Here is a 25,364-nt window from a genome sequence, read left to right on the forward strand (position 1 = left end):
GCTTTTAGTGATGCTTGTTTGGCGTATCGCGATACATCTCTTCGATTTCATCATGATAACGATCGTTTATCACTTTGCGGCGCAGTTTCTGTGTTGGCGTCAATTCACCTTTATCCATTGAGAAGCCTGTTGGTAATAACTTAAACTTCTTCACTTGTTCAAACTTCGCCAACTCTTTTTGCAGTTCGCCAATGCGCTTTTCAAACATCTCAACCACCTCGTTGTGCTTAATCAGCTCAAGACGATCATGATATTTAATATTTAGCTCTTTGGCATATTCTTCAAGCGTATCAAAACACGGCACAATGAGTGCTGAAACGAACTTGCGAGTATCCGCGATAACCGCAATCTGCTCAATGTAATGGTCTTTACCAATCGCACCTTCAATTGCTTGTGGTGCAATGTACTTACCATTAGAGGTTTTCATCAACTCTTTAATGCGGTCAGTAATGAACAAATTACCACGCTCATCAAATTGGCCGGCATCTCCTGTTTTTAGGAAACCATCCGCGTCGAACGTCTGCGCGGTTTCTTCCGGTAATTTGTAGTAACCACGCATTACCATCGGTCCACGAACCAAGATTTCATTGTTCTCGCCAATTTTCACTTCTGCGCCAGGCATCGGCATACCGATAGAGTCCGGGTTGTAGCAGGTGTCGTCCCAGCACGAGACAGTTGCCGTGGTTTCTGTCATGCCGTAGCCAAGCTTGACGTTAATACCGATAGCTTGAAAAAAGCGACCGATAGTTTCATCCAGTTTAGCGCCACCACAAGGCATAAAGTTAATACGTCCTCCAAGCAACTCACGTAGCTTGCTCAGAACTAATTTATCTGCAAGCGCATGACTTTTTCTCAAAAGCAATGAAGGCGTCACATTGTCTTGGCGACATTGTGCCATTTTCGCTCCCATGTTGACCGCCCAGGTAAACATAATCTTGCGATGAATAGGTGCTTTAGAAACGCGCTCATGAATCGCTGAGAAAATTTTCTCGTAGAAGCGAGGAACCGCACTCATTACGGTAGGACGAATCTCACTTAGAGCGTCACGGACCTGTATCGTGTCCTGTAAATAACAGTTAGTCCCGCCTTGATAAAGAACATAAAAAGTCCAAGCACGCTCAAACACATGAGACAGCGGTAAGAAACATAACGAGATATCACGTTCGCTTAGGCTTAATCTTGCATCATGGCCTTTTAATTGAGCAGCAATGTTGGCGTAATCCAGCATTACACCCTTTGGCTGACCCGTTGTACCTGAGGTATAAATCAGTGTCAGCAAGTCGTCATAATTTGCTTGTTCCAGTCGCTCTGTCAGCACCGTTTGTTGCTCAATGCTGGCGTCCGAAAGAAAACTCTGCCAGCTAACACTAAAATCATTGTCTACCAAGACAATATCGTCACTCATTGCGACGATAAGCTCCAGTTGACTGCACTCTTCGTATATAGATAAAGCAGCATCATACTGCGCTTGTTCACCGACGAATAAAATTCGAACGTCGGCATTCTGAACGATATAACTCGTTTGAGCCGGAGTGTTTGTAGGATAAAGGGGTACCGTTACCGCACGAATTTGCAATGCGGCTAAATCGGCGATAGTCCACTTCGGCATATTATTGGAAATAATGCCGATTTTTTCTTGAGGTTGAATTCCTTTTCCAAGGAGAGCCAAAGATAACGCGTCAACGTTAACTCCGAACTCCTTCCAGCTAATCCCTTGCCACACATTGTTGATTTTATGTCGTAAGGCGATCTTATCGCCACCTTGTGCGATTCGGTCACGAATCTTCTTTACAATATGGAAATCTAAATTAGCCATGTTCTATCTTTACCTTTTAGCTTACATATGTAAGCTTTATGAGCGCACAAGTGTACCTCTGCGCGAAAAAAAGGCAACCGACCTATATCAAAGATATCAACAATAGTTATCGGTTTAATCATTCAATGATAATAACTCTCTGTAAAAATTGAAAAAGCCCTGTCCAGAGACTGTTCAGGGCTCGCTTTAAAAAGTTGTAATAGACTATGACAAAGCGACAACTTCACCGCAAATAACCATCAGCTGATCACGCAACCAAATGTGCCCTTTGTCTTTTTCGCTCGACTCGTGCCAGCTTAAATATCCACTGATTTTGGACTGTTCTAGCGGCAATGGAAGTACTTGTAATTGGTCTTTATTTACCGCATTTTCTACCAACCAACGAGGAGCGATGGTCACGAGTTCAGATTGCCCGACGACATAAAGAACATTGCTTAAGCTTGTTCCCTCATATGACGCTTGGCAATCCAATTCACGATAGGCTTGCTCAGAAAAGCTGCGAACGCCATGGACTTTAGACAATTTGGCATGCTTTTCATGAGCCAATTGAGCCGTACTGGCTACGCCGTGAATACGTGGGTGATTCTTCGCAGCCACAACAACCAATTCATCTTGGAAGATTTCTGTGCTAGAGAACCCTTGCGCATCGTAACGCGCATAATCAATGACAAAATCTATCTCTTGATAACGCATGCGATCCGCCAACTGACGGTCTGCTTCTGCGTCTAAATGCAATTGTACATGAGGAGCTTGCTCAGAAATGGTATGCATGATCTTTGGGGCGAAACGCATATCGCAAGGAGAACAAATCGCCATTTTGAACAAACGTGTCGATGTTTCTGGGGTAAAGATAGAGCTTGGAAGTTCGTTACGCACTAACTGTAAAGCTTGGCGAACAGGTCCAAACAACTGGCGAGCGCGTTGCGTAGGTTGAATACCACGACCTTGACGCATAAATAACTCATCATTAAACATCACTTTTAATCGCGCAACGGCATTACTAACTGCTGGTTGCGACATACCAAGATTGTGTGCAGCTCGAGTGATATTCTGCTCTTGCATCACTGCGTCGAAAACAGTCAAAAGGTTTAGATCTACGCCGCGAAGTGTGCTTTCCATGCGGTAGCTAGCGATAGCGCTCATAGCATCTTTTTTGTCTAACATTTAGTAAGCCTCGTTTAATTTCAATCTCGAATATGTGAATAAGGATTAATCACCAACGACCAATATTTCTCCACTCACGGTTCGCTGTTTACCTTACAACATTCTATTAACCCTCTGCATAGTTCGAGGACAAAACAAACTATCCACTAATAACAAACCCAATACCAACAAGTTTGACAAAGAATCAGCAAATTTTATCGAAGAAAATAGATATTCGATAATAAACAATAAGTTAGTTTATGTATAAAAAAAGATAAATTACATTTTTAATAACTTTTGTGCGCAGAAATATCTAAAAACATAACTAATGAGTATGTAACCGCCACTTTACCACGTATTATCTATATCTAAAACCAATATGGTTAATCAAGCGAAGTATTAAACTATCAGATACATAAGATATATAACTCACATCCATTTCATAAGAAAAATGAATACCAACGGTGATAATTTATCCGCCACACAGACTAAAAAAACCGCATTACGCGGCTTTTGATTAACTGTGATTTTTCTATTTCAAATCGAGGCGTAACTAGGAAAGTCGACTCTCTCCCAAAGGCTCTGACGCAATTGTTGGCTACAGTCCCATTTTCCCGCCACTATCCATTGTGCAATTTCAGCGGCGACATTAGGATAGGTGACTCGCTCTGCTTGTTTCTCGTCTAACCACGTACGAATGACCGAGGCATCGAGAAAGTCCATAGACTGAGCCAGCCCCAAACTCTCTAGTGTGGCTGCGTTGCTTTGCTGCTCAAATTGGCCATCCAGAGGTTTCACCAACAGCTTTTTTCCTAAACTGAGTGCCTCAGAAGGAAGTTCAAAGCCTCCATTTGCAATCACGCCTTGGCAACGATGAAGGTCTCGTTGGAACCCTTCATGACTGAGAGGCATCATCTGAATGTTTTCAATTTGTTTTTGATCACCAATTTCGGGGTGGTAACAGATAAACGGTTGATTAACGAAGCGCACGAGCACATCAATGATGGTTCGTATATTCTCAAAAGGCAGATAAATAAGAACAAAGTTTGCCGAGGTCACTTCATGCCCATTGGTGTGAACGATTGGTGGTAATATCGGTTGACCGAAATGATACCAATGCAAGCCAATTTGATACTGTGAAGGCGCAAAGTGTTGAATCACGGAACTATCAATCCAATTGGACCCTTTCTGAGGCACATCAAACAGAAACGCATTTTGATGACTGATACTGACTGTCGGTACTTTTTGAGATCGAGCAGCCCAGGCTGTTATGGGTTCAAAGTCATTCAATACTAAGTCGTAGTGAGAAACGTCCAGCTGCTTAACTTCACCATAAAAGTGGTGCAAACTGTTCTCCATCACCGTTCTGCGATAGTTGACCTTGCCATCTTGGGTCACAAAGCTAAACCCTCGCCGTGTATGATAGTCACCAAATTGTTCCATAGAGAAATATTTGTTTTTATCTCGCCCTGAAAACAGGAAATCCACCTCGACATCATGAGATTTTAAAGCCTGAGACATTGCTCTCGATCTAGCTATATGCCCATTACCTGTTCCTTGAACACCGTAAAGAATCTTCATCAATGTCACCTTTTAAACTAACGTAAGTACGTAACGGATCGATATATGTGCTGCGAATACACCTAAGATGGCACCAATGACTACATCGGTAAGAAAGTGAACACCAAGTAAAATTCGTGATACACCAATCAGTAGCGCCCATATTAATGCTCCGTCATACCAAGAAGGGTAAAAATGTCCGATGATTGTGGCCATTAAAAATGCAGCGGCAGTATGTCCCGAAGGCAGGCTATAACGGTCAGAAGGCGTAATAAAAGCTTGCAGAAGGTGAGAAAATTCTTCTGGGCGGCGCCGCTTGAAGCTGTTTTTTGTTAACCAATAGATGGGCAGTTCAATAGCGAAAGCCAGCAATGCTGCGGCAAAGAAAAATCGCCCAACCACATCATCCATGTACCAGATCACTAACTCTAGCACTAGGTAGAGATGGCCATCGCCGGTTTTAGACACCCAGCGACTTATCTTCGCAACTGGAGTATTAAAACGATGTTGTAGGCAAAATAGTGAAAAGGCTAAATCCATTCGCACAATCGGCTCAATGGTTCTCATAGCTCACTCCTTGTGATAACGAGTAACTCATAATCAAAAAGTAGTCAGCAACAATGACAATCAAGTGACGATTTATTGGATAAATGATGAAAGTTAGTGGCTGAGAACCTCAGCACACCAACTTTTAGAATTAACTCGAGCGTATCAGCTTAGACTGACTAAATTTCCTCATGCTTGTGGACAAGTCCCCAGTCCGCCAAAATGGCATACGCCGATGGAATCATAAATAGCACCAGCACGGTCGAAGCAAAAATGCCGAACACGATGGAAATAACCAATGGTTGTATGACTTGAGCTTGCAGACTGGTCTCAGTAAGCAGAGGTAATAAGCCCGCCGCGGTAGTCATAGAGGTTAAGAACACCGCTCGGAAACGTTCCCGGCTCGCTTTAACCACAGAATCATGCACTGAGTCGCCCTCATCGATATGATGACGTATGTATTGCACTAAAAGAATTGAGTCATTCACTACGATTCCCGCTAACGACACGAACCCCATGATACTTGGCATACTCATTGAATGCCCTAATAACAAGTGCCCCCAGACCACACCAATAAAGGCCAAAGGTATGGCTAACATCACGACAAAAGGTTCAAGATAGCTTCGGAACTGATAGCTAAGAATCGTGAACACGCCAAACAACCCGAGCAAGAAGCCCTTTGCCATTGACGCGCCAGTTTCTGCACTGTCCTTGGTTTCACCCTCAAAGTCGAACCTTAACCCGGGATACTCTTGTTGTAACTTACTGACTTCTTCAGCTCGAAACTGACCAATAATATCGGTCGAACTGGCTTTAGATGCATCAACATCACCAAACACACTCACCGTTCTCAAGCCATCGACACGTTGTATACGTACGTAGTTACGCTGAAAATCGAGTGTTGCGACAGACGCCAATGGAATTTGTGAGCCATCTGTAAGGAATATCGGGAAATTGGCCAGTTGTTGGATATCACCAATGTCTTGTTTATTGAGTTTCACCTCAATTTTAATGTTTTCTACGCCCACTTGAATTTCATCAGCAGTTTGACCAAAAAACGCAGCTCTAAGTTGACTAGCAATCAGTTGTCCGTTGACGCCGAAGCTCTCTGCACCAGGGCGCAACTTGACTAGAATTTCTTCTTTGCCCAAGCGCATATCATCCAAAACACCACTAACGCCATCGAACTCATTCAAGTATTGCTGTATTTCAACGGAGGCGGCTTTTAACATGTCTAGATCATCGTGTTTAATACGCATTTCCAATGCACGACCACCGGGTCCCATTGTTGGTTGTTTAAAGACCAATGAAATAGGATCGGCCAGCTCTCCCACATCATCTCGCCATGCGCTAATGAAATCGTCGATCAAGGTATTGCGCTGTTCGGCACTGAGTAGATCCAACCTGACTGTGGCAATGTGCGGACCTGATTCATTGGCATCTCGGTTGGTATTAAATTGACTAGTAATCTGTTGAACTAAGGGCTCGCCTCCTTCCATGTCATCACTCCACTGCTTGTTGAGCTTTTCTGCCGAAGCCACAATTTTATCGACAACACGTTCCGTTTGAGACAAGGATGCGCCGGGTGGCAAAATGATTCTTGCTTCGGCAATATCGCCATCCAGCGAAGGGAAAGGATGAAACTTCACCACTCCACCAGCAATTAGGCTTACCGAGATAAGTAACATGGCAAAAACACTACCCATGAAGGCATAACGGTAGGAGACAACCCTATCCACCGCGTTGACCAATGTCGTATTACGAAAGTGCTCAAAGCGTGCCAATAGCGCTCGTTTAAACTTTACTGGCGGCTTATCTTTGTTGTGCTTATGCAGCGAATGAGACAAGTGGTTAGGCAAAATCAAAAATGCCTCAACGAGACTAAGCGATAACACTAGAATCAGGACTTGTGGTACTGCTCTCAATACCGCGCCCATTTCCCCTTTCAGGAAGAGCAAACTGCCGAAAATACACACTGTAGTCAAAAACGAAGAGATAACCCCGGGAAGTACCTTGTTAACCCCATTGATAACGGCATCGTCGATCTTCTGCCCTCGGTCAAGGTGAGATTGGATAGACTCGGCAATCACTATGGCGTCATCCATCATAATACCTATCGCCATCAACAGCCCTACCAGCGACATGATATTAATCGACAGACCAAGGTTGGCCATTAAGAATAGCCCTCCAAGGAACGCAACAGGCAATCCAGCAGCGACCCAAAACGAATAACGGAAACTAAAGAACAGCCACATGGTGGCAAAGACCAATAAGATCCCTTGCCAACCATTTTTGACCATCATAGTCAGGCGATCCCAAAGGACTGACGACATATCATTGGTCATGGCTAGGGTTACACCTTCAGGTGCAATAAGTCGCTGTGCATCCACAAACCTAGTGACTTGCTCTTTTATACGCAGAGCATCGTCTTCTTTGTTTTTGCTGATCTTTAATACCGCTGATGGCTGGCCATTGAACAAGATTTTTTGTTCATCCAACTCAAAGCGATCGGTTATCGTCGCCACATCTTTGAGACGTATGACGGCACCATTGGGACTGGAACCAACCACGATAGACTCTAATTCTTGTGGTGTAATTCGGCGTTCATCAAAGCGAATTAAGAAGTTTTTGTCTTCCGTTTCAACGTTACCACTAGGTAATTTGATATTTTGATTACCTATTCGCACTGCAACATCACTGACGCTCAACCCCATCTGACGCATGACTTGAGTATTTAATTCGACACGATATTGGTGATCAGAAAACCCACTGACTTCCACAAGCGACACGCCATAATCAAGTTTTAAAGTGCGCTTGAGCTTCTCTGCGTAGGCTTTTAACTCTGGCCAACTGGTATTGGCGGTGATGGCAATATCTACGACAGGTTCATTCCAATCCAGCTCTTGGACGATTGGGGATTCAATCTCATCCGGAAAGTCGTTAATAGCGTTAATTTGAGTTTGAACATCGACCAACATACGACCGATGTCAGCTCGCTCGTTGAGTTTAAGCGTCAAACGGGCAGAGCCTTCTATCGCTTCGCATTTGGTTTCTTCAATGTTAGATAAGCCATCGACGGCATCTTCCATTCGTACGCAAAGGCTCTCTTCTACCTCTTGTGGCGATGCCCCTGGATAAGTAATAGCCGACATAATATAAGGAGGGTCAAACTCGGGGAACGTCTCTCGCTTTATGGTAGAAAGCGACGAGAGCCCTAATATTAACAACGCCAACATCAACAAGTTGGCAGCCGTCGGATGTTTAGAGAAGAATCGAATCATTGCCCTGCCTCATCCGTATTTTCTCGCACTAGCATGCCTTCGATTGCTGGCAAAATATCGTTCAGAATCACTTTTTCGCCTTGTTGTAGATCACCAGTAATGATGACTTGATTATCTCTACGATAAGCGATCTGCACCGCGCGCATTTCAAGACGATTGTCAGCGTTCATCAAATAGATTTTATCGCCATGAATGGCACGCTCTGGCACGACCCAAGACAGTTGCTTCTGCCCCTCAATGACGGCTTTCACAAACATTCCGTTAACCAATACCGGTGTGCCTGCCAGACCGTTACTGCTTGGCGACTGCGTCACTTCTAAAATCACACCCGCTGTTGCTTGGTTCGCATCAACGGTTTCACTGACACGTGCTACCGTTGCTGGCCATGTCGCGGTGAGATTACCACTACTCAATTCGACGGTGGCGTGCAATTTGTTTAGTTCAACATGGCCATTTGGGCTCTCGCCTCCCTTCAAGCTATTCGACAACAACTGCAAATCGTGTATGGAAAGCTGCGCTTCCACTTCCATGACGTCGTTGAGGTGCGCTATGACCATTGCTTGCTGTAAATTTACCACTTGATTGAGTTCAGCATCGACTTCAGACACACGCATTGTTACCGGAAGAACGATGCGTGTTTTGTCCAGTGAACGCTTCGCTTCATCCACCTTAGCTTGATTCACTTTGACCAAGGCTTGAGAAACACCTCTTTCATCCGGCATTAACGCTAATTGGTTTTCAATCTCCTGAACCAGCTTTTTCTGCGACAACATATTTTGCTTTTGAATATCGACATCGGATTGTGAGGTTAAACCACGTCGATTAAGATCCACTCGACGTTGATATTCATTTTCCGTCAGTTGTAAGCGGTTAATTTCTATGGCGAGGGTTTGTTTTAGGTTAATCTCTTCTTGGTCAAGACTAGTCAGTTGAGTCTCACTTGATTTCAAGTCAGCGATTGTTTGTGACAGCTTAAGTTCGTAATCTAAAGGGTCAATACGAAGAATTTCCGTTCCCGCAGCTATCACGGTACCTTTCTCTAAATTCGGATGTTTGTATACAACTGCTCCTGTTACCTCTGCGATGGCTTTCCACTCTACTTTGGGTTCAGCCCGACCAAATCCCACCGCCACTGGCGCTGACATTTTCGGCTCAAGGCGGATAATGTCTACCACTTTTGAACGGTCTCCCGCAGGTTTCGTCGGCACATCTGGCCTTAGGTTTATCGCAGCAATCAGCGCAACGACTCCAACGGCAAAAGCAGGAAAAAATAACATTTTTTTGTTTTTAGGCTTCATAAGGTTACGTTCTGTTTAGTCGTTAGAGGGGGCACGTAATAACGCGCGCGACAATAAGGAAATATTGTGTTCGAGTAGCTTGTCTAAGAAGGTTTCATTGAGCTCAATACCGTGCAATTGCAACATGGCTGGCGGCGCAACAAATGGGAAAACCATGAGTGATATGAAGGAGACTTTACACAATTTGGGATCAATATCTTCTCGCATGTAACCCGCTTGCTGAAGCTTACCAAAGATCAAATCGTGTTCTGGACGTGCGAGATCCATGAACACTTTTTCAAACAAACGTCGTTGAGTTGCAGAAGGCGGCATATGCATCACCTGAGCAACCAGACGAGGAAACTGAGGTACTTTGTTCATCTCCTGATAGTAGATACGCATAAACTCAAAAAAGTTACGATGATCACCTTGAGAGAACACTTCATCCATTTTGTTTTTCATTGGTGTCACCGTCTCTCGCACCATGGTCTCAAAGAGTCCTTCTTTATTGCCAAAGTAATAACGGATCATCGCGATATTGACCCCTGCACGTTGAGCAATTAGGCGAGTTGAAACTTTGTCGTAAGGCATAACGACAAATAAGTCACGGGCATGTTCGAGCAGTTTTTTACGAGCATCAGTTTGTTTTCTCGGACGACCAACTTTTCTTTTTTGTTCCAAAACAGGCTGCATAATTTAAACTCTTTATTAATCACTGATTAATTATAGATTTGTTCACTCCCGTACGCGCATAATATTAATTCATCAACATTTAATCATTTGATTAATTACTGATGAAGCATCGTAATTTCTTATCTCACTGATCCGATATCCAAGAAAAATCAAGATTAATCCTTGACGCATGAGCTTGAGTACGGTACTAATCTTGTAACTTAATCTTGTGGAATGCATAACAGTGTCATTACGTTTTTCTCTACTCCTGAACCTCCTCCTTATCGTGAAAACATCGCGCGGGTAGGTTGTGGACGAAAAACACCACTAAGAATTCTAAAAAACCCGCTTGCAACAAGCGGGTTTTTTTATATCGATTGAACTGGACGTAAACGATTAACCTGTATAGAGAGGAAGCAAATATGAACGATCAGGTGATAATATTCGACACCACATTGCGTGACGGCGAGCAGGCACTTTCAGCAAGTCTGACAGTTAAAGAGAAACTGCAAATTGCTTATGCGCTCGAGCGTCTAGGTGTTGATGTTATTGAAGCTGGCTTCCCTATCTCCTCTCCAGGCGACTTCGAGTCAGTTCAAACCATCGCAAAACACATCAAAAATAGCCGAGTTTGTGCCTTGTCGCGCGCAGTGGCTAAAGACATTGATGCCGCCGCTGAAGCGTTAAAAGTCGCAGAAGCGTTCCGTATTCATACGTTTATTTCTACCTCAACCGTTCACGTTCAAGATAAGTTGCGTCGCAGCTATGACGATGTGGTCGAAATGGGCGTAAAAGCGGTGAAACATGCACGTAATTACACTGATGATGTTGAGTTTTCATGTGAAGACGCAGGACGCACCCCAATCGATAACCTCTGCCGCATGGTCGAAGCCGCGATTGACGCTGGCGCAAGCACCATCAATATTCCAGACACAGTAGGCTACACGGTTCCAAACGAATTCGGTGGCATCATTCAAACCCTTTTCAATCGCGTCCCTAACATCGATAAGGCGGTCATTTCAGTGCACTGTCATGACGACTTAGGTATGTCGGTGGCGAACTCTATCGCAGCGGTACAAGCTGGTGCTCGCCAAATTGAAGGCACCATTAATGGCATCGGGGAGCGTGCAGGTAACTGCTCTCTAGAAGAAATTGCGATGATTATTAAAACGCGTCAAGAGCTTCTAGGTGTCCATACTGGTCTGCAACATCAAGAAATCCATCGCACCAGCAAACTGGTTTCCCAACTATGTAACATGCCCATTCAAGACAATAAAGCCATTGTTGGCGCGAACGCCTTTAGCCACTCTTCAGGTATTCACCAAGACGGTATGTTAAAAAACAAAAATACCTACGAGATCATGACGCCAGAATCCATTGGCCTTAAAGACAAAGCATTGAATCTAACGAGCCGTTCTGGTCGAGCTGCCGTTAAGAGCCATATGGATGCGATGGGTTACAACGAGAACGAATACAACTTAGACACGCTATACGAAGACTTCTTGAAGCTAGCAGATCGCAAAGGACAGGTCTTTGATTACGATTTGGAAGCATTAATGCACTTTGCGAACTTGCGTGCTGAAGACGACTTCTTTAAGTTGAACTATCTAAGCGTTCAATCTGGCAGCATCATGGCGACGACAAGCATTAAGATCCAATGTGGTGATGAAGAGAAATGCGAGGCAGCGGTGGGTAACGGTCCTGTCGATGCGCTGTATCAATGTATTTACCGCGTAACTGGTTACGACATTGTTCTAGATAAGTTTGATTTGACTGCAAAAGGTGAAGGCGAAGATGGTTTAGGCCAAGCGGATATTATTGCTAACTACAAAGGTCGCAAGTATCACGGCACTGGTGTCTCAACCGATATCGTTGAAGCTTCTGGTCAAGCCCTACTTCATGTTATCAATAGTATTCATCGCGCTGATCAGATTGAAGAGATGAAGCAGAAAAAAGTTGAAGTGGTCTAAGGTAAGCGTTCATTCCCCAGACCATAAGAAATTTTGGCCTCTTGCAGTTGATATCCATGCTGCTGTGTTTAAGGGGCCTAATAATATAAGCAAATACAACATTTAAGGAAATTAGCCCCATGGCAGGTACTTACAAGATTGCAGTTCTACCAGGTGATGGTATTGGCCCAGAAGTTATGGCTCAAGCACATAAAGTGTTGGATGCGATTTCAGAGAAGCACAACATTACACTAGAATGTGAAGAATACGATGTAGGTGGTATCGCCATCGATAATCACGGTTGCCCTCTTCCTGAGAGCACAGTCAAGGGCTGTGAAGAATCGAACGCTATCCTATTTGGTTCTGTTGGTGGTCCAAAATGGGAACACCTTCCACCAAACGATCAACCTGAGCGTGGCGCACTACTTCCACTTCGCAAACACTTTCAACTTTTCTGTAATCTGCGTCCAGCGCAAATTCACGCAGGCTTAGAAGACTTTTCACCACTTCGTGCTGATATTTCTGCAAAAGGCTTCGACATTGTGGTGGTACGTGAGTTAACTGGTGGTATCTATTTCGGTCAACCAAAAGGCCGTGAAGGTGAAGGCCCAACGGAAAAAGCATTTGATACTGAGGTCTATCACCGTTTTGAAATTGAACGCATTGCCAAGATTGCTTTTGAGTCAGCACGTCTTCGCAACAAAAACGTTTACTCCATCGATAAAGCAAATGTTTTACAAAGCTCTATCTTATGGCGTGAAGTCGTTGAAGAAGTGGCAAAAGAGTACCCAGATGTCACTCTAAACCACATGTACATCGATAACGCGACCATGCAGTTAATCAAAGATCCGGCTCAGTTTGACATCATGCTCTGTTCTAACATCTTTGGCGACATCATTTCTGATGAGTGTGCGATGATCACAGGTTCTATGGGCATGTTGCCTTCAGCAAGCCTGAATGAAAGTCAATTCGGTCTCTACGAGCCTGCGGGCGGCAGCGCGCCAGACATTGCAGGCAAAAACATTGCCAACCCAGTGGCGCAAATTCTTTCTGCAGCGCTAATGCTTCGTTACAGCTTGGGTGAAGAAGCCGCAGCGCAAGATATTGAAGCAGCGGTAAGCAAAGCACTATCCGCCGGCGAATTAACAGCGGATCTAGCAGGTAGCAAACCAGCACTAAGCACCTCGGAGATGGGTGACAAGATCGCCAACTACGTATTGAACTCATAATTAAACCATCACTTTCGCTGCGCCTTTAGTGATGTAGTGAGAGAGGCAAGGAATTTAGCAATGTCAAAAACACTATACGAAAAAGTCTACGATGCACACGTTGCTGTAAAAGCGGAAGGTGAAAACCCTATCTTATATATCGATCGTCACTTAGTTCATGAAGTGACGTCTCCTCAAGCATTTGATGGTCTGCGTGAAAAGGGCCGCCAAGTGCGCCAAGTAGGTAAGACCTTCGCAACGATGGATCACAACGTTTCGACAACGACCAAAGATATTAACGCTTCTGGTGAAATGGCGCGTATCCAAATGGAAACATTGTCGAAGAACTGCGAAGAGTTTGGGGTAACACTTTACGATATCAATCACAAATACCAAGGTATTGTTCATGTTATGGGTCCAGAGCTTGGTATTACGCTACCAGCAATGACCATTGTATGTGGTGATTCGCATACCGCCACTCATGGTGCATTTGGTTCATTGGCATTTGGTATTGGTACCTCGGAAGTTGAACACGTCTTAGCGACCCAGACACTAAAACAGTCTCGCGCCAAAGCGATGAAGATTGAAGTCAAAGGTAAAGTGGCCCCTGGTGTAACGGCAAAAGATATCGTACTCGCTATTATCGGTGAAACTACAGCAGCCGGCGGGACAGGTTATGTGGTTGAGTTCTGTGGTGAAGCGATTACTGACCTTTCTATGGAAGGCCGTATGACGGTGTGTAACATGGCTATCGAACTTGGTGCAAAGGCAGGCCTTATCGCTCCTGATGAGACGACGTTTGAGTATCTAAAAGGTCGTAAGTTCGCTCCTCAAGGTGCTGACTGGGATGCTGCCGTTGAATACTGGAAAACCTTTAAAACCGATGACGATGCTAAGTTTGACGCTGTTGTTACGTTAAACGGCGCTGATATCAAACCTCAGGTGACTTGGGGTACTAACCCTGGCCAAGTTATTGCCGTAGATCAACCTATCCCATCACCAGAAAGCTTTGCTGACCCAGTAGAAAAAGCATCTGCAGAAAAAGCGCTGGCTTATATGGGTCTCGAAGCGGGTAAATCACTTAAAGACTACCCAGTAGACAAAGTATTCGTGGGTTCTTGTACTAACTCTCGTATCGAAGATATGCGTGCTGCAGCCGCTGTTGCTAAAGGCCGTAAAGTCGCCGCCAATGTACAGGCTTTGATTGTCCCAGGCTCAGAGCAGGTCAAAGCGCAAGCAGAAGCAGAAGGCTTAGACTCTATCTTTAAAGAGGCGGGGTTTGAATGGCGCTTGCCTGGCTGCTCCATGTGTCTTGCTATGAATAATGATCGCTTAGGTCCCCATGAGCGCTGCGCCTCTACCAGTAACCGTAACTTTGAAGGCCGTCAAGGCCGTGACGGTCGCACGCACCTAGTGAGTCCTGCAATGGCAGCCGCAGCGGCTATCGCAGGTCATTTTGTTGATATCAGAGAGCTAGACTAAGAAGGAAACCTACATGTCAGGATTTAAACAACACACCGGCTTAGTCGTACCTTTAGATGCAGCGAATGTCGATACTGACGCCATCATCCCTAAGCAGTTTTTACAGAAGGTCACCCGCACTGGTTTTGGGAAACACCTATTCCACGACTGGCGCTTCTTGGACGACGCAGGCGAGCAAGACAATCCAGAATTTGTCATGAATGCTCCTCGTTATCAAGGTGCTAGCATTTTACTTGCTCGCGAAAACTTTGGTTGCGGCTCTTCGCGTGAACACGCTCCTTGGGCACTGGCTGATTACGGCATCCAAGTAATGATCGCTCCAAGCTTTGCTGATATCTTCTATGGCAACTCTATCAACAACCAAATGGTTCCAGTTCGTTTAACGGAGCAAGAGGTCGATGAACTGTTCCAATACGTTGGAGCCAACGAAGGCGCTGAGATTACTGTCGATCTAGAAGCAATGAAAGTAACTGCTAACGGTAAGTCTTATCGCTTTGAGATTGACGAATTCCGTCGACACTGCCTATTAAATGGTCTAGACAACATTGGTTTAACCTTGCAGCACGAAGACAAAATTGCCGCTTATGAAGCCAACATTCCTAGCTTCCTAAAATAAATGCCAAAACGAATGATAAATCCCAGCCAAGCGCTGGGATTTTTTTCACTCAATTGAAATAACTCGGCACCTTTACAGGTCTGATGGATTAGTCTTACATAAAATGGATCGTTGCTATGGTCAAAACACTGCTTACAGCACTCACAACTTCTCTCTTATTGTTGAGTTTTACTGCGTTTTCCGCACCTAAATCTGAGCTGTGGGCTTACTGGAACTCAAGTAATGAAGCAAACCTTCAAAACGTGTCACACCAAAGCTGGCAGGCCTTTCTCGATAAATACTTGGTGGTAGACGGTGACAATACCTTGATACGTTACGTTCGAGTCTCTCAAAATGATAAGCAGCAGCTAAAAAGTTATCTATCGGAACTCGCGTCCATCGATCCTAGAACACTGAATAAAGCGGAACAATATGCTTACTGGGTTAACCTCTACAATGCGATTACTGTTGAGCTAATTTTGGATAATTACCCGGTAAAATCGATTACTAAGCTAGGTGGTTTGTTTAGCTTTGGACCTTGGGGAGACGATGTGATTACGATTACAGGTCAGACGCTGACGCTTAATGATATTGAGCATAGAATCCTTCGTCCTATCTGGAATGATCCAAGAACCCATTACGCCGTTAACTGCGCCAGTTTAGGGTGTCCAAACCTGCAATCCCAAGCCTTCACCTCAGCCAATACAGAAGCTTTATTAGAGCGGGCGGCCAACACCTTTATAAACTCAAAAAAAGGTGTAGATATCAACGGTGATAAAGCCACGCTTTCATCGATTTATGACTGGTTTGCAAAAGATTTCGAAGCGCAAGGGGGCATCATCGCTCATATGGCAAAGTACAACCCTAAGCTAACCGAGTTTGATGGCACAATTGACTACGATTACAATTGGGATTTAAATAAAAAATAGTGGTTAGGGGTCTAGGCTTGCTTACCTAGACCTACTGCTTCTCAGAAACTAGAACCGGGCTGAGTAAGAAACTCCAACTCTTCCTCACTAGATGGTCGCCCTAAAATCTTATTCCGATGTGGGTAGCGACCAAATCGTTCGATAATCACTTTGTGCCGATATTCAAAATCCAAGTTATTTTCAAGACCGCTTTGTTTAAACAAGCGCACAGCTTCTTCATGAACAACCAAAGATTCGCTATGCATATAAGGCATGTATAAGAAGCTACGCTGCTCTTCGCTTAACTGCATATCTTCACCTAATGCTACCGCTTCTTGGGCGAGCGCCAACGCCATAGGGTCTGACGAAAATGACTGCGGTTGTCCGCGATATAAATTCCGAGAAAACTGGTCCAATACGATGATTTCAGCCAAGCGTCCTTGTGGACCTTTACGCCACATGTACAACTCACCGAGTACTGCTTTATTATGCAGCGCCAAAAAGCGCTGCTTAATACGAACATCTAATGCCTCATCGCCGGAGAACCAATCTGCTGGCGTTAATTCACCAAACCAAAAGTCCAACACATCCTTGTCTGTCTGCATTATTTGAACCCCTTCACCTTTTTAATTAACTCATAGGCATTTTGAATTTCTTGCGATTTTTCTTTTGCCATATTCATCATTTCAGGTGGTAAGCCTTTGGCCATGAGTTTATCAGGGTGATGCTCGTTCATCAGTTTGCGATAAGCTCGCTTGAGCGTTTTCGCATCAGCCTCTTCAGACACACCAAGCACATCATAAGCATCAGAAAGCTGTGATGCGCTGCTTGCTTGTTGCCAGCTTCCTGATTGTTGACCACCTTGATAATGGCCGCCCCCGAAATTACCGCCCTGCTGGAAGCGGAATGCTGCTTCTTGCATTCTCAGGCGCTGCTCTAATTGCTGAGCAGAGAAACCAAGCCCTTGTGCGATACGGTGCAACATTTCACGTTCAGCAGGATGGATACTCCCGTCAGCGAAAGCCGCTGAGATTTGCAGTTCCAAGAAGAATTGCAGAAGATCATGTCGACCTCCTGATGAAATACGAACCTTGTCCAGAGTTCGATCTAGCGGAAAGTCCGTAGACTTTCCTTCTCGGAACGCTTCTTGAGCAGCTCTTTTTTGCTCACTATTAAGGTTCATACGATCCATCATTATGGTCGCTAGTTGGATTTCTTGCTTGGTGACTTGCCCTTTTGCTTTCGCAACGTGCCCCATTACGGCATACGCGCAAGTCAAAAACTCCTCTTGTCGTTTAGCTTGGTCTGCACCGCCAAAACCACCTCGAGAGAAGCCGCCTTGGTTTATTCGTCTCGCTTTATCAAATTGGTAACCAATGAACAAACCAAACAGCGCACCTAAAGGTCCGCCAAATAACATGCCGAAAAATACGCCTAAAATTTTACCTATCATGTGATTTATGTGCTCTTTATTTATGAATTTTTGCGCTGATTCGCAGTCTACTAGTGTCGTTAAGGTCAATTTCCTTTATGATAGAGACCGTCTTATAAACGATTCAATATCAATCGAATTCAACTGAATGAATCAAGTTAAACAGGATAGTACAACTCGATGTCACGTTTTTCCCGCACATATCTAGCGGCCTCAATAGGTGCTGCGCTGCTAGCGTCTTATGCACATGCCGAAGAAACATCGAAAAATAGTGGCCAATCTATGCCACCAGCAGAGCAGTGCTCTGTTGATACTGCACAAAGTTCTGATTCCAATCAAGAGCCAATCAATATAGAAGCAGACTCTTTGGAAGCCGTAAATGGGCAACGCGCGACTTATAAAGGCGATGTTATAGTGGTTCAAGGTAATAAAACTATAACGGCTGATAAAGTCACACTCCATCAAAAAGAAAATACCGTTGTCGCAGAAGGCAACGTCATCATGAATGATGGTGAAATCCGTGCGGTATCAGATAAAGCCACCAATAATCTAGATAAAGATGAAATTACCTTAGAAAATACTCAGTATCAGTTTTTATGCACCCCAGGTCGCGGTGAGGCCGTATTTGTCTCCAAGACAGGCAAGAAACTGTATCAGATTGAAGATGGTTCCATCACCTCATGTCCTGAAGGCAACAACTCATGGCGCTTCCTAGCTTCCGATATCGATATAAATCCGGATGAGGAAGTCGCTACCCTGTATAACTCTCGAGTTGAAGTACAAAATGTACCTATCTTCTATCTGCCTTATATGCAGATGCCTATTGGTGATAAGCGCAAAACAGGGGTTTTAAGGCCTTCAGTGTCTCTAGGTTCAAAGAATGGTTTTGAGTTTTCACTTCCTGTCTATTGGAACCTAGCTGAAAACTATGATCTGCTGACTACATTCAACTACATGCAAAATCGTGGCCTTCAGCTTAAAGGTGACTTTCGATATCTGACATCAAATAGTACCGGCCGACTGCGAGCTGAGGTATTAGGCAAAGATAAGAAATTCGAAGATAAAGGTGCGCGTTGGGCTTCACAGTTTACTAATAAAACAAGCTTCAATGCCAATTGGGGCTTAAATGTCGATTATTCTCAAGTTAGCGACATTACATACTTTACTGATATGGACTCTAATCTTGGTAATCGCTCAGACGGTCAACTGCTACAAGAAGGCTCCGTGACCTATCGAAATGCTAACTGGGATACCGCTCTTAGGGTTCGAGATTTCCAAATTCTTCAACCATCAGCAGGCGCACCGTTTCGACTAGCGCCTCAATTTGCAGCGAATTACTACTTACCTGAAGTGTATAAGAATCTAAATTTTGACTTTATCAGTCATATTTCTAATTTTACTACTGAAGATCAGAACAAGCCAGAAGCGATCCGTGTTCACCTTGAGCCAGGTTTGACGCTTCCTGTTGCCACCACTTGGGGCTCATGGACTAATGAAGCGAGATTAATGTACACACATTATGATCAACGAAAACAGGACGACTTCAAAAAACCCGATTATATGACAGAGTTTAAAGAAAACGTGTCTCGAACCGTTCCTCAATTCAGAAGTCATGCCTCTATCGTGTTTGATCGACAGACTACATTCGTTCAAGACTATACTCAAACCCTAGAACCTCAAATACAGTACTTATATATCCCCAATGTAAACCAAGATGGGATATACAGGTACGATACTGCCCTACTACAAACCGATTACTACGGCCTATTTCGTGCCCGTAAATACAGTGGGGTTGACTATATAGCACCAGCGAATCAAATTAGTTACGGAGCTTCTACTCGATTCTATGACAACCTCAACAAAGAGCGTTTAGCGGTTTCATTTGGGCAAATTTATTACTTAGATGTAGCCACTAAAGACGTGAAGAACGATCCTAGCGATATTGAGACCAATTACTCTGCCTGGGCGATAGAAACCGATGTAAACTTCAACGACAGAGTGTTCTACCGAGGCGGTATTCAGTACGATTTGGATGGTTCTCAAGTGTCTATTGGTAATTCTGCTCTCGAATATCGAGTCGGAGGGGACTACATTCAAGCCAATTATCGATACGTTTCCCGTGATTACATAAAAAGCACATTAAACTATAGTGAAGACTACCTGCAAACTAATACTCGAAATGGCATTTCACAAATAGGGCTGATGGGTGGATATCGTTTTGGTTCCAAGTGGGTTGTTCAAGGGCAGTACTTTTATGACACGACTGAGAGTGTAGCGATGGAATGGCTAGCCCAGATTCAATATGAGTCCGACTGCTGGTATCTTGGATTTGATTTTAGCAAGCAGCTTAGATCGTGGGAGAACGGTATTGGTAACAACCCAATATTTGAACAGAATGTCAGAGTAAATTTTGGGATAACAGGTTTAGGTGGTAGTACCGCTCCTCCTCCATCACCAAGTGGCAATGCGTTAGGCTACAGCCGTCCATTTATCCTGAACAACTGATCGTTCTACGAGAATTAGGAACTTTATCAACTTCACAGACTCTTAGTCTGTGAAGTTTTCACTAGGAATATCGATGAAATTTATAAGCAAACTCCTTTCAATCTGTCTTCTCGCGGCAGTGGCTTGGCAAGCTGTTGCTGAGCCCGTTGAGCTTGATCGCGTTCGTGTTATCGTCAACGATGGCGTTATCCTGCAAAGTGATATTGATTCTACGACTAAGACGCTCACAGCCAATGCTCGTAAGAATAATCAAGAGCTGCCTTCTGCTGATATTATCCAAGAACAGATCCTTGATAAATTGATCTTAGAGAAGTTGCAGCTTCAAGAAGCTGACCGTATCGGTGTGCGTATCGATGATACCCGATTGGAAAGCACACTTAACGATATCGCTAAAAACAACAACCAAACCATCGAGCAGCTTCGCCAAACCGTGCGCGAGGAAGGTTTAACATGGGAAGCGTTTCGTGAGCAAATTCGTGATGAAATCGCCGCCAGCGAAGCTCGCAACGCGATGGTAAGACAACGAATCAATATCCTGCCCGCTGAAGTCGATAACCTTGCAGAACTACTTGCTAAAGAAAGCGATGCCACGGTGACCTATAAAATTCGTCACATTCAATTACGCTTTAACGATGGCGAAGATAAAAGTGTTCAAGAAAAACAGGCGAAAGAACTTGTTACCCGCCTAAAAGCAGGTGAAGACTTCGCGACCATGGCTTATACCTATTCAAAAGGGCCAAAAGCACTTGAAGGCGGCGATTGGGGATGGATGCGTAAAGAAGAGATGCCAACCATTTTTGCTGACCAAATTAAGATGCAAACAAAAGGTACCATTATTGGTCCGTTCCGCAGCGGTGTTGGTTTTCACATATTAAAAATTGAAGACGTTAAAGGGTTAGAGACGGTGTCTGTTACTGAGGTGAACGCGCGCCATATTCTTATCAAGCCTACCGTCATTTTAAGTGATGAAGGGGTACAAAGAGAGCTCAACAACATCATCAAGAAGATTCAATCTGGCGACTCTACATTTGCTGAAATGTCCGAGCAATATAGCCAAGACCCTGGTTCAGCGGTTCAAGGTGGTGAATTGGGCTACCAAACTCCTGAACTCTACGTGCCTGAGTTTAAGCATCAAGTAGAAACGCTACCTATTGGGCAAATTAGTAAACCTTTTAAAACGGTGCATGGCTGGCATATTGTCGAAGTTTTGGATCGTCGAGACGTCGATAAGACAGGTTCAGCAATGCAAAACCGCGCATACCGCATCTTGTTTAATCGCAAATTCAATGAAGAAGCCTCTGCGTGGAGTCAAGAACTTCGCGCCAGTGCTTTTGTAGAGATGGTGAACAGTGATGAGGATGAGGACAATGCCAACTAAGCGTATTGTTGTTACCGCTGGTGAGCCAGCGGGCATCGGCCCCGATCTTGCTGTCGCTCTTTCACAGCGAGACTGGCCTCATCAGGTCGTTGTCTGTGCTGATAAACACTTGATTGCTGAACGTGCACATCAACTTGGGATTGAAGTCGAGCTCATCGATTATGATCCCACGGTTCACGATACGCATAGCAAAGGCCGCTTAGTTATTTTACATGAGCCGCTGCAAAACCCAGCCCAAGCAGGGAAGCTAGATGAAGCTAATGGACAATACGTATTAAATACCTTAGAAAAAGCAGCAAAAGGCTGTATGAAAGGTGAATTTGATGCTATTGTCACCGGCCCTGTGCATAAAGGGGTGATCAATCGTTCTGGTGTCAGCTTTAGTGGCCATACCGAGTTCTTTGCCGAAGTATCCAATACACCATTAGTGGTGATGATGCTTGCGACGGAAGGATTAAGAACCGCACTTGTCACGACACACCTTCCATTATCGGAAGTACCTGCTGCCATCACCGAAGATCGTGTGACACGCATTGTTGATATATTGCATCACGACCTAGTCACCAAGTTTGGTATTGCCAAACCTAATATCTATGTCTGTGGCCTTAACCCTCATGCAGGTGAAGATGGCTGCTTAGGTATGGAAGAGATAGACACTATCACTCCGACCCTAGAGAAACTTAGCACAGAAAAAGATTATCAACTTATCGGCCCATTACCTGCCGATACGATATTTAATGATAAATATTTACGCGATGCGGATGCTGTCTTAGGCATGTATCACGACCAAGTTCTTCCTGTACTTAAATACAAAGGTTTTGGTCGTTCAGTAAACATTACTCTTGGTCTACCCTTTATAAGGACATCGGTCGATCATGGCACTGCATTAGATCTTGCTGGCACTGGCCTAGCAGATTTTGGCAGCTTTGAGACAGCACTGGCGTACGCAATAGATTTAGTAGAGAGCAGACAATGAGAAATGATGTCCACTTAGGGCACAAAGCAAGAAAGCGTTTTGGTCAAAACTTCCTAAATGATCCTTATGTTATCGATGGAATTGTATCAGCGATCAATCCGCGCCCAGGTCAAAACCTAGTCGAAATTGGCCCAGGTCTAGGTGCAATTACTGAGCCTGTTGGCAAAGAAGTTGACAAATTTACGGTTATTGAATTAGACCGAGATCTTGCTGAACGTCTACGCAACCACCCTGAATTAGGTGATAAACTCACTATTCATGAAGGTGATGCGATGCGTTTTGACTTTACTCAACTTGTTAACCCAAACAACAAGCTGCGTATCTTCGGTAACCTGCCGTACAACATCTCTACGCCGTTGATGTTCCACTTATTTGAGTTTCATAAAGACATTCAAGATATGCACTTTATGCTACAAAAAGAGGTGGTTAACCGTCTTGCGGCGGGTCCAGGTACTAAAGCTTATGGCCGCCTTACGGTGATGGCTCAGTATTACTGCAAAGTGGTTCCTGTACTTGAAGTACCACCAACAGCGTTTGTACCACCACCAAAAGTCGACTCTGCTGTCGTTAGACTGGTTCCTTATGAGAACCTTCCTTATCCTGCGACAAGCCTAAAATGGCTCGACAGAGTATGTCGTGACGGTTTTAACCAACGCCGTAAAACCGTTCGCAACTGTTACAAATCTCTTATGTCCGCAGAAACACTAGAAGAGTTGGGCATCAACCCATCTATGCGACCAGAAAATCTAACCTTGCCACAATTTGTTGCAATGGCTAACTGGCTGGATGAGAGTCATAGCTAGACCATTAAAAACGCTCACTAGCTTGCTAAGGAGCGTTTTTTTTTGTCATAGTAACTTTATACACAGCCCTTTCAATAGCATAGGAGAATCATATGGATACCACTTCGCCATGCGTGAAATGCCAAGTACATACTAAATACGTTGAAGAACAATCTGATCCGGATAACAAACGTTTTGTCTTCGCGTACGTCATTACCATCAAAAACCTGAGTCAACAGACGGTACAACTGCTGAGTCGACGTTGGCTCATTACTGATGCAAATGGCAAACAGATCAGCGTAGAGGGTGAAGGAGTGATTGGCCAGCAACCTGTGATCGAGAAGAGTGACGAATACACTTATACTAGCGGAACAGCAATTGAAACCCCTGTTGGCGTTATGCAAGGTCACTACGTGATGATTGATACAAACGGTAAAGAATTTATCGCGGAAATTGAGCCGTTTCGCTTAGCAATTCCTAATATTCTGAATTAAGGTTTTTTGTGGCTAATTACATTGTTGGTGACATTCAAGGTTGCTTGGATGAATTGGAACGTCTGTTATTGAACAGTCATTTTGATAAACAAAAAGATACCCTATGGATCGCCGGTGACCTCGTGGCTAGAGGCCCAAAATCACTGGAAACGCTGCGCTTTGTTAAGTCGATGGGTGCGAGTGCTAAAGTGTGTCTGGGTAATCATGATCTTCATTTATTAGCGGTCTCGCTAGGTATACACAAAGCAAAACCCAAAGACAAAACACAACCAATTTTGGAAGCTTCCGACTCCGAAGAACTCTTGGAATGGCTTAGACACCAACCTCTGCTGTTAGAACATGACGAATTTGCCGTTTGCCATGCTGGCATCTCTCCTCAATGGACGTTAGAACAGGCAAGAACAAATGCCAGAGAGGTTGAACAGCAACTACAAGGTAATAATTGGCAAGCACTGATCCATAATATGTACAGTAATGAACCCGACTTTTGGCAGCCTGAGCTAACAGGTTTCGAACGCTGGCGTTACATCATTAATGCTTACACCAGAATGCGCTTTTGTTATCCAGATGGCCGATTAGATATGGGTTGTAAGCTCCCTCCAAACGACGTAAACCCACTAGAATATATTCCTTGGTTTCAGTTAGAAAGCCGCGTTCCTCTCAAGAAAACTGTGCTATTTGGACATTGGGCGGCGCTAGGTGGCTATATTAGCGATCAAGTCATAGGCCTCGACACCGGGTGTGTTTGGGGAGGGCGCCTGACCATGATTCGTTGGGAAGACAAGCAAATTTTTGAACAGTCAGCTTTAAGCTAAATAAGCTACAAAGGACTCCTAGGAAACCTATCCTAGGAGTTTTTTATTAACGCTCAAGAATAACAAACTGCATGTCGTAAGCATTCTTCTCATCTGCCTGATATTGCTCACTATAGACTTGCCGCCAACCGGCTCCCCAGTCAGGAAATTGAGTATCACCATCAACGTTTGCATCAATATAGGTAAGATAAAGCTTGTTCGCTATCGGCAAACAGTGCTCATAAAAACTACCACCACCTATGATCATCACCTCTTCGAGGTTACTCACCAAGCTCAGAGCTTGTTCCAAGGACGTCACTGTCTCTACTCCATCTATACGAAGATCAGAGTTTCGGCTCACTACGATGTTTTGACGACCCGGTAAAGGGCGCCCTATGGACTCATACGTCTTTCTGCCCATAATCACGGGCTTTCCCATGGTGCACTTTTTGAACCACATAAAGTCGGCAGGGAGATGCCAAGGCATTTGGTTATCTTTGCCTATGACTCGATTTTCTGCCATAGCGGCAATCATGCTGATAATCATTGAAGTACGGTTTTCCTAA

General features: G+C 44.3%; 21 protein-coding genes. 11 read left to right on the forward strand and 10 right to left on the reverse strand.

Translation table 11 applies throughout. The annotated features are described in order from the left end of the window. Positions 1-4: 4 nt before the first annotated feature. From VTH8203_RS01115 to VTH8203_RS01145, 7 genes are all read right to left on the reverse strand, one after another. A complete protein-coding gene (locus VTH8203_RS01115; protein WP_096991976.1) occupies positions 5-1,816 on the reverse strand; it encodes an AMP-dependent synthetase/ligase in 1,812 nt (603 codons plus the stop codon). Positions 1,817-2,020: 204 nt separating this feature from the next. After that, a complete protein-coding gene (leuO, locus tag VTH8203_RS01120) occupies positions 2,021-2,980 on the reverse strand; it encodes a transcriptional regulator LeuO (protein WP_096991977.1) in 960 nt (319 codons plus the stop codon). Positions 2,981-3,496: 516 nt separating this feature from the next. Next, positions 3,497-4,540 carry an MJ1255/VC2487 family glycosyltransferase gene (locus tag VTH8203_RS01125; RefSeq protein WP_096991978.1) on the reverse strand — a complete coding sequence of 348 codons (1,044 nt, stop codon included), beginning with the start codon at positions 4,538-4,540 and terminating at the stop codon, positions 3,497-3,499. 12 nt (positions 4,541-4,552) lie between these two features. Then, on the reverse strand, positions 4,553-5,086 hold the full coding sequence (locus VTH8203_RS01130; protein WP_096991979.1) for a phosphatase PAP2 family protein: 534 nt from the start codon (positions 5,084-5,086) through the stop codon (positions 4,553-4,555). A 158-nt stretch (positions 5,087-5,244) separates the two neighbouring features. Continuing rightward, a complete protein-coding gene (locus VTH8203_RS01135; RefSeq protein ID WP_096991980.1) occupies positions 5,245-8,346 on the reverse strand; it encodes an efflux RND transporter permease subunit in 3,102 nt (1,033 codons plus the stop codon). Continuing rightward, positions 8,343-9,644: an efflux RND transporter periplasmic adaptor subunit gene (locus tag VTH8203_RS01140; RefSeq protein WP_096991981.1), complete on the reverse strand. Its 1,302-nt coding sequence runs from the start codon at positions 9,642-9,644 to the stop codon at positions 8,343-8,345. Before VTH8203_RS01140 ends, VTH8203_RS01135 begins: the two co-directional genes overlap by 4 nt. Positions 9,645-9,659: 15 nt before the next feature. Beyond that, positions 9,660-10,316, reverse strand: a complete 657-nt coding sequence (locus tag VTH8203_RS01145) for a TetR/AcrR family transcriptional regulator (protein WP_096991982.1) — start codon at positions 10,314-10,316, stop codon at positions 9,660-9,662. Positions 10,317-10,717: 401 nt separating this feature from the next. On the opposite strand from VTH8203_RS01145, the gene leuA reads away from it, so the two are divergent. The 5 genes from leuA to VTH8203_RS01175 all read left to right on the forward strand — a co-directional run bounded on the left by leuA (position 10,718) and on the right by VTH8203_RS01175 (position 16,458). After that, entirely contained in the window at positions 10,718-12,265 is a 1,548-nt protein-coding gene (gene leuA / locus VTH8203_RS01155; protein ID WP_096991983.1) for a 2-isopropylmalate synthase, read from the forward strand. A gap of 119 nt (positions 12,266-12,384) precedes the next feature. Beyond that, positions 12,385-13,473: a 3-isopropylmalate dehydrogenase gene (gene leuB, locus VTH8203_RS01160; RefSeq protein ID WP_096991984.1), complete on the forward strand. Its 1,089-nt coding sequence runs from the start codon at positions 12,385-12,387 to the stop codon at positions 13,471-13,473. A gap of 60 nt (positions 13,474-13,533) precedes the next feature. Further along, on the forward strand, positions 13,534-14,934 hold the full coding sequence (leuC, locus tag VTH8203_RS01165; protein WP_096991985.1) for a 3-isopropylmalate dehydratase large subunit: 1,401 nt from the start codon (positions 13,534-13,536) through the stop codon (positions 14,932-14,934). Between the two features lie 13 nt (positions 14,935-14,947). Then, entirely contained in the window at positions 14,948-15,550 is a 603-nt protein-coding gene (gene leuD / locus VTH8203_RS01170) for a 3-isopropylmalate dehydratase small subunit (RefSeq protein WP_096991986.1), read from the forward strand. A gap of 116 nt (positions 15,551-15,666) precedes the next feature. Next, entirely contained in the window at positions 15,667-16,458 is a 792-nt protein-coding gene (locus VTH8203_RS01175) for a DUF547 domain-containing protein (RefSeq protein ID WP_096991987.1), read from the forward strand. 41 nt (positions 16,459-16,499) lie between these two features. On the opposite strand, the gene VTH8203_RS01180 is transcribed toward VTH8203_RS01175, so the two are convergent. Both VTH8203_RS01180 and djlA read right to left on the reverse strand, forming a co-directional pair. Beyond that, positions 16,500-17,042, reverse strand: a complete 543-nt coding sequence (locus tag VTH8203_RS01180) for a DUF924 family protein (protein ID WP_096991988.1) — start codon at positions 17,040-17,042, stop codon at positions 16,500-16,502. Then, complete coding sequence (gene djlA, locus VTH8203_RS01185; protein WP_096991989.1) at positions 17,042-17,890, reverse strand: co-chaperone DjlA; 849 nt, start codon at positions 17,888-17,890, stop codon at positions 17,042-17,044. Before djlA ends, VTH8203_RS01180 begins: the two co-directional genes overlap by 1 nt. Positions 17,891-18,049: 159 nt before the next feature. On the opposite strand from djlA, the gene lptD reads away from it, so the two are divergent. The 6 genes from lptD (at position 18,050) to VTH8203_RS01215 (ending at position 24,819) form a co-directional block, all read left to right on the forward strand. Further along, the gene (lptD, locus tag VTH8203_RS01190) at positions 18,050-20,374 is read left to right on the forward strand and encodes an LPS assembly protein LptD (protein ID WP_096991990.1); all 2,325 of its coding nucleotides are present in this window, start codon (positions 18,050-18,052) and stop codon (positions 20,372-20,374) included. Positions 20,375-20,447: 73 nt separating this feature from the next. Next, positions 20,448-21,752 carry a peptidylprolyl isomerase SurA gene (gene surA, locus VTH8203_RS01195; protein ID WP_096991991.1) on the forward strand — a complete coding sequence of 435 codons (1,305 nt, stop codon included), beginning with the start codon at positions 20,448-20,450 and terminating at the stop codon, positions 21,750-21,752. Then, complete coding sequence (gene pdxA, locus VTH8203_RS01200) at positions 21,742-22,728, forward strand: 4-hydroxythreonine-4-phosphate dehydrogenase PdxA (RefSeq protein ID WP_096991992.1); 987 nt, start codon at positions 21,742-21,744, stop codon at positions 22,726-22,728. The genes surA and pdxA overlap by 11 nt, the downstream gene beginning before the upstream one ends. Beyond that, positions 22,725-23,531 (forward strand): 16S rRNA (adenine(1518)-N(6)/adenine(1519)-N(6))-dimethyltransferase RsmA, encoded by an 807-nt coding sequence (rsmA, locus tag VTH8203_RS01205; RefSeq protein WP_096991993.1) that lies wholly within the window; start codon positions 22,725-22,727, stop codon positions 23,529-23,531. Before pdxA ends, rsmA begins: the two co-directional genes overlap by 4 nt. 92 nt (positions 23,532-23,623) lie before the next feature. Beyond that, positions 23,624-24,004, forward strand: a complete 381-nt coding sequence (gene apaG, locus VTH8203_RS01210; protein ID WP_096991994.1) for a Co2+/Mg2+ efflux facilitator ApaG/CorD — start codon at positions 23,624-23,626, stop codon at positions 24,002-24,004. 8 nt (positions 24,005-24,012) lie between these two features. After that, positions 24,013-24,819: a symmetrical bis(5'-nucleosyl)-tetraphosphatase gene (locus tag VTH8203_RS01215; protein WP_096991995.1), complete on the forward strand. Its 807-nt coding sequence runs from the start codon at positions 24,013-24,015 to the stop codon at positions 24,817-24,819. Positions 24,820-24,865: 46 nt separating this feature from the next. On the opposite strand, the gene folA is transcribed toward VTH8203_RS01215, so the two are convergent. Continuing rightward, on the reverse strand, positions 24,866-25,345 hold the full coding sequence (gene folA, locus VTH8203_RS01220; RefSeq protein WP_096991996.1) for a type 3 dihydrofolate reductase: 480 nt from the start codon (positions 25,343-25,345) through the stop codon (positions 24,866-24,868). Positions 25,346-25,364 lie beyond the last annotated feature (19 nt).

Origin of the sequence: Vibrio thalassae (assembly GCF_900089835.1) — a bacterium.
Taxonomy (GTDB): Bacteria; Pseudomonadota; Gammaproteobacteria; order Enterobacterales; family Vibrionaceae; genus Vibrio; species Vibrio thalassae.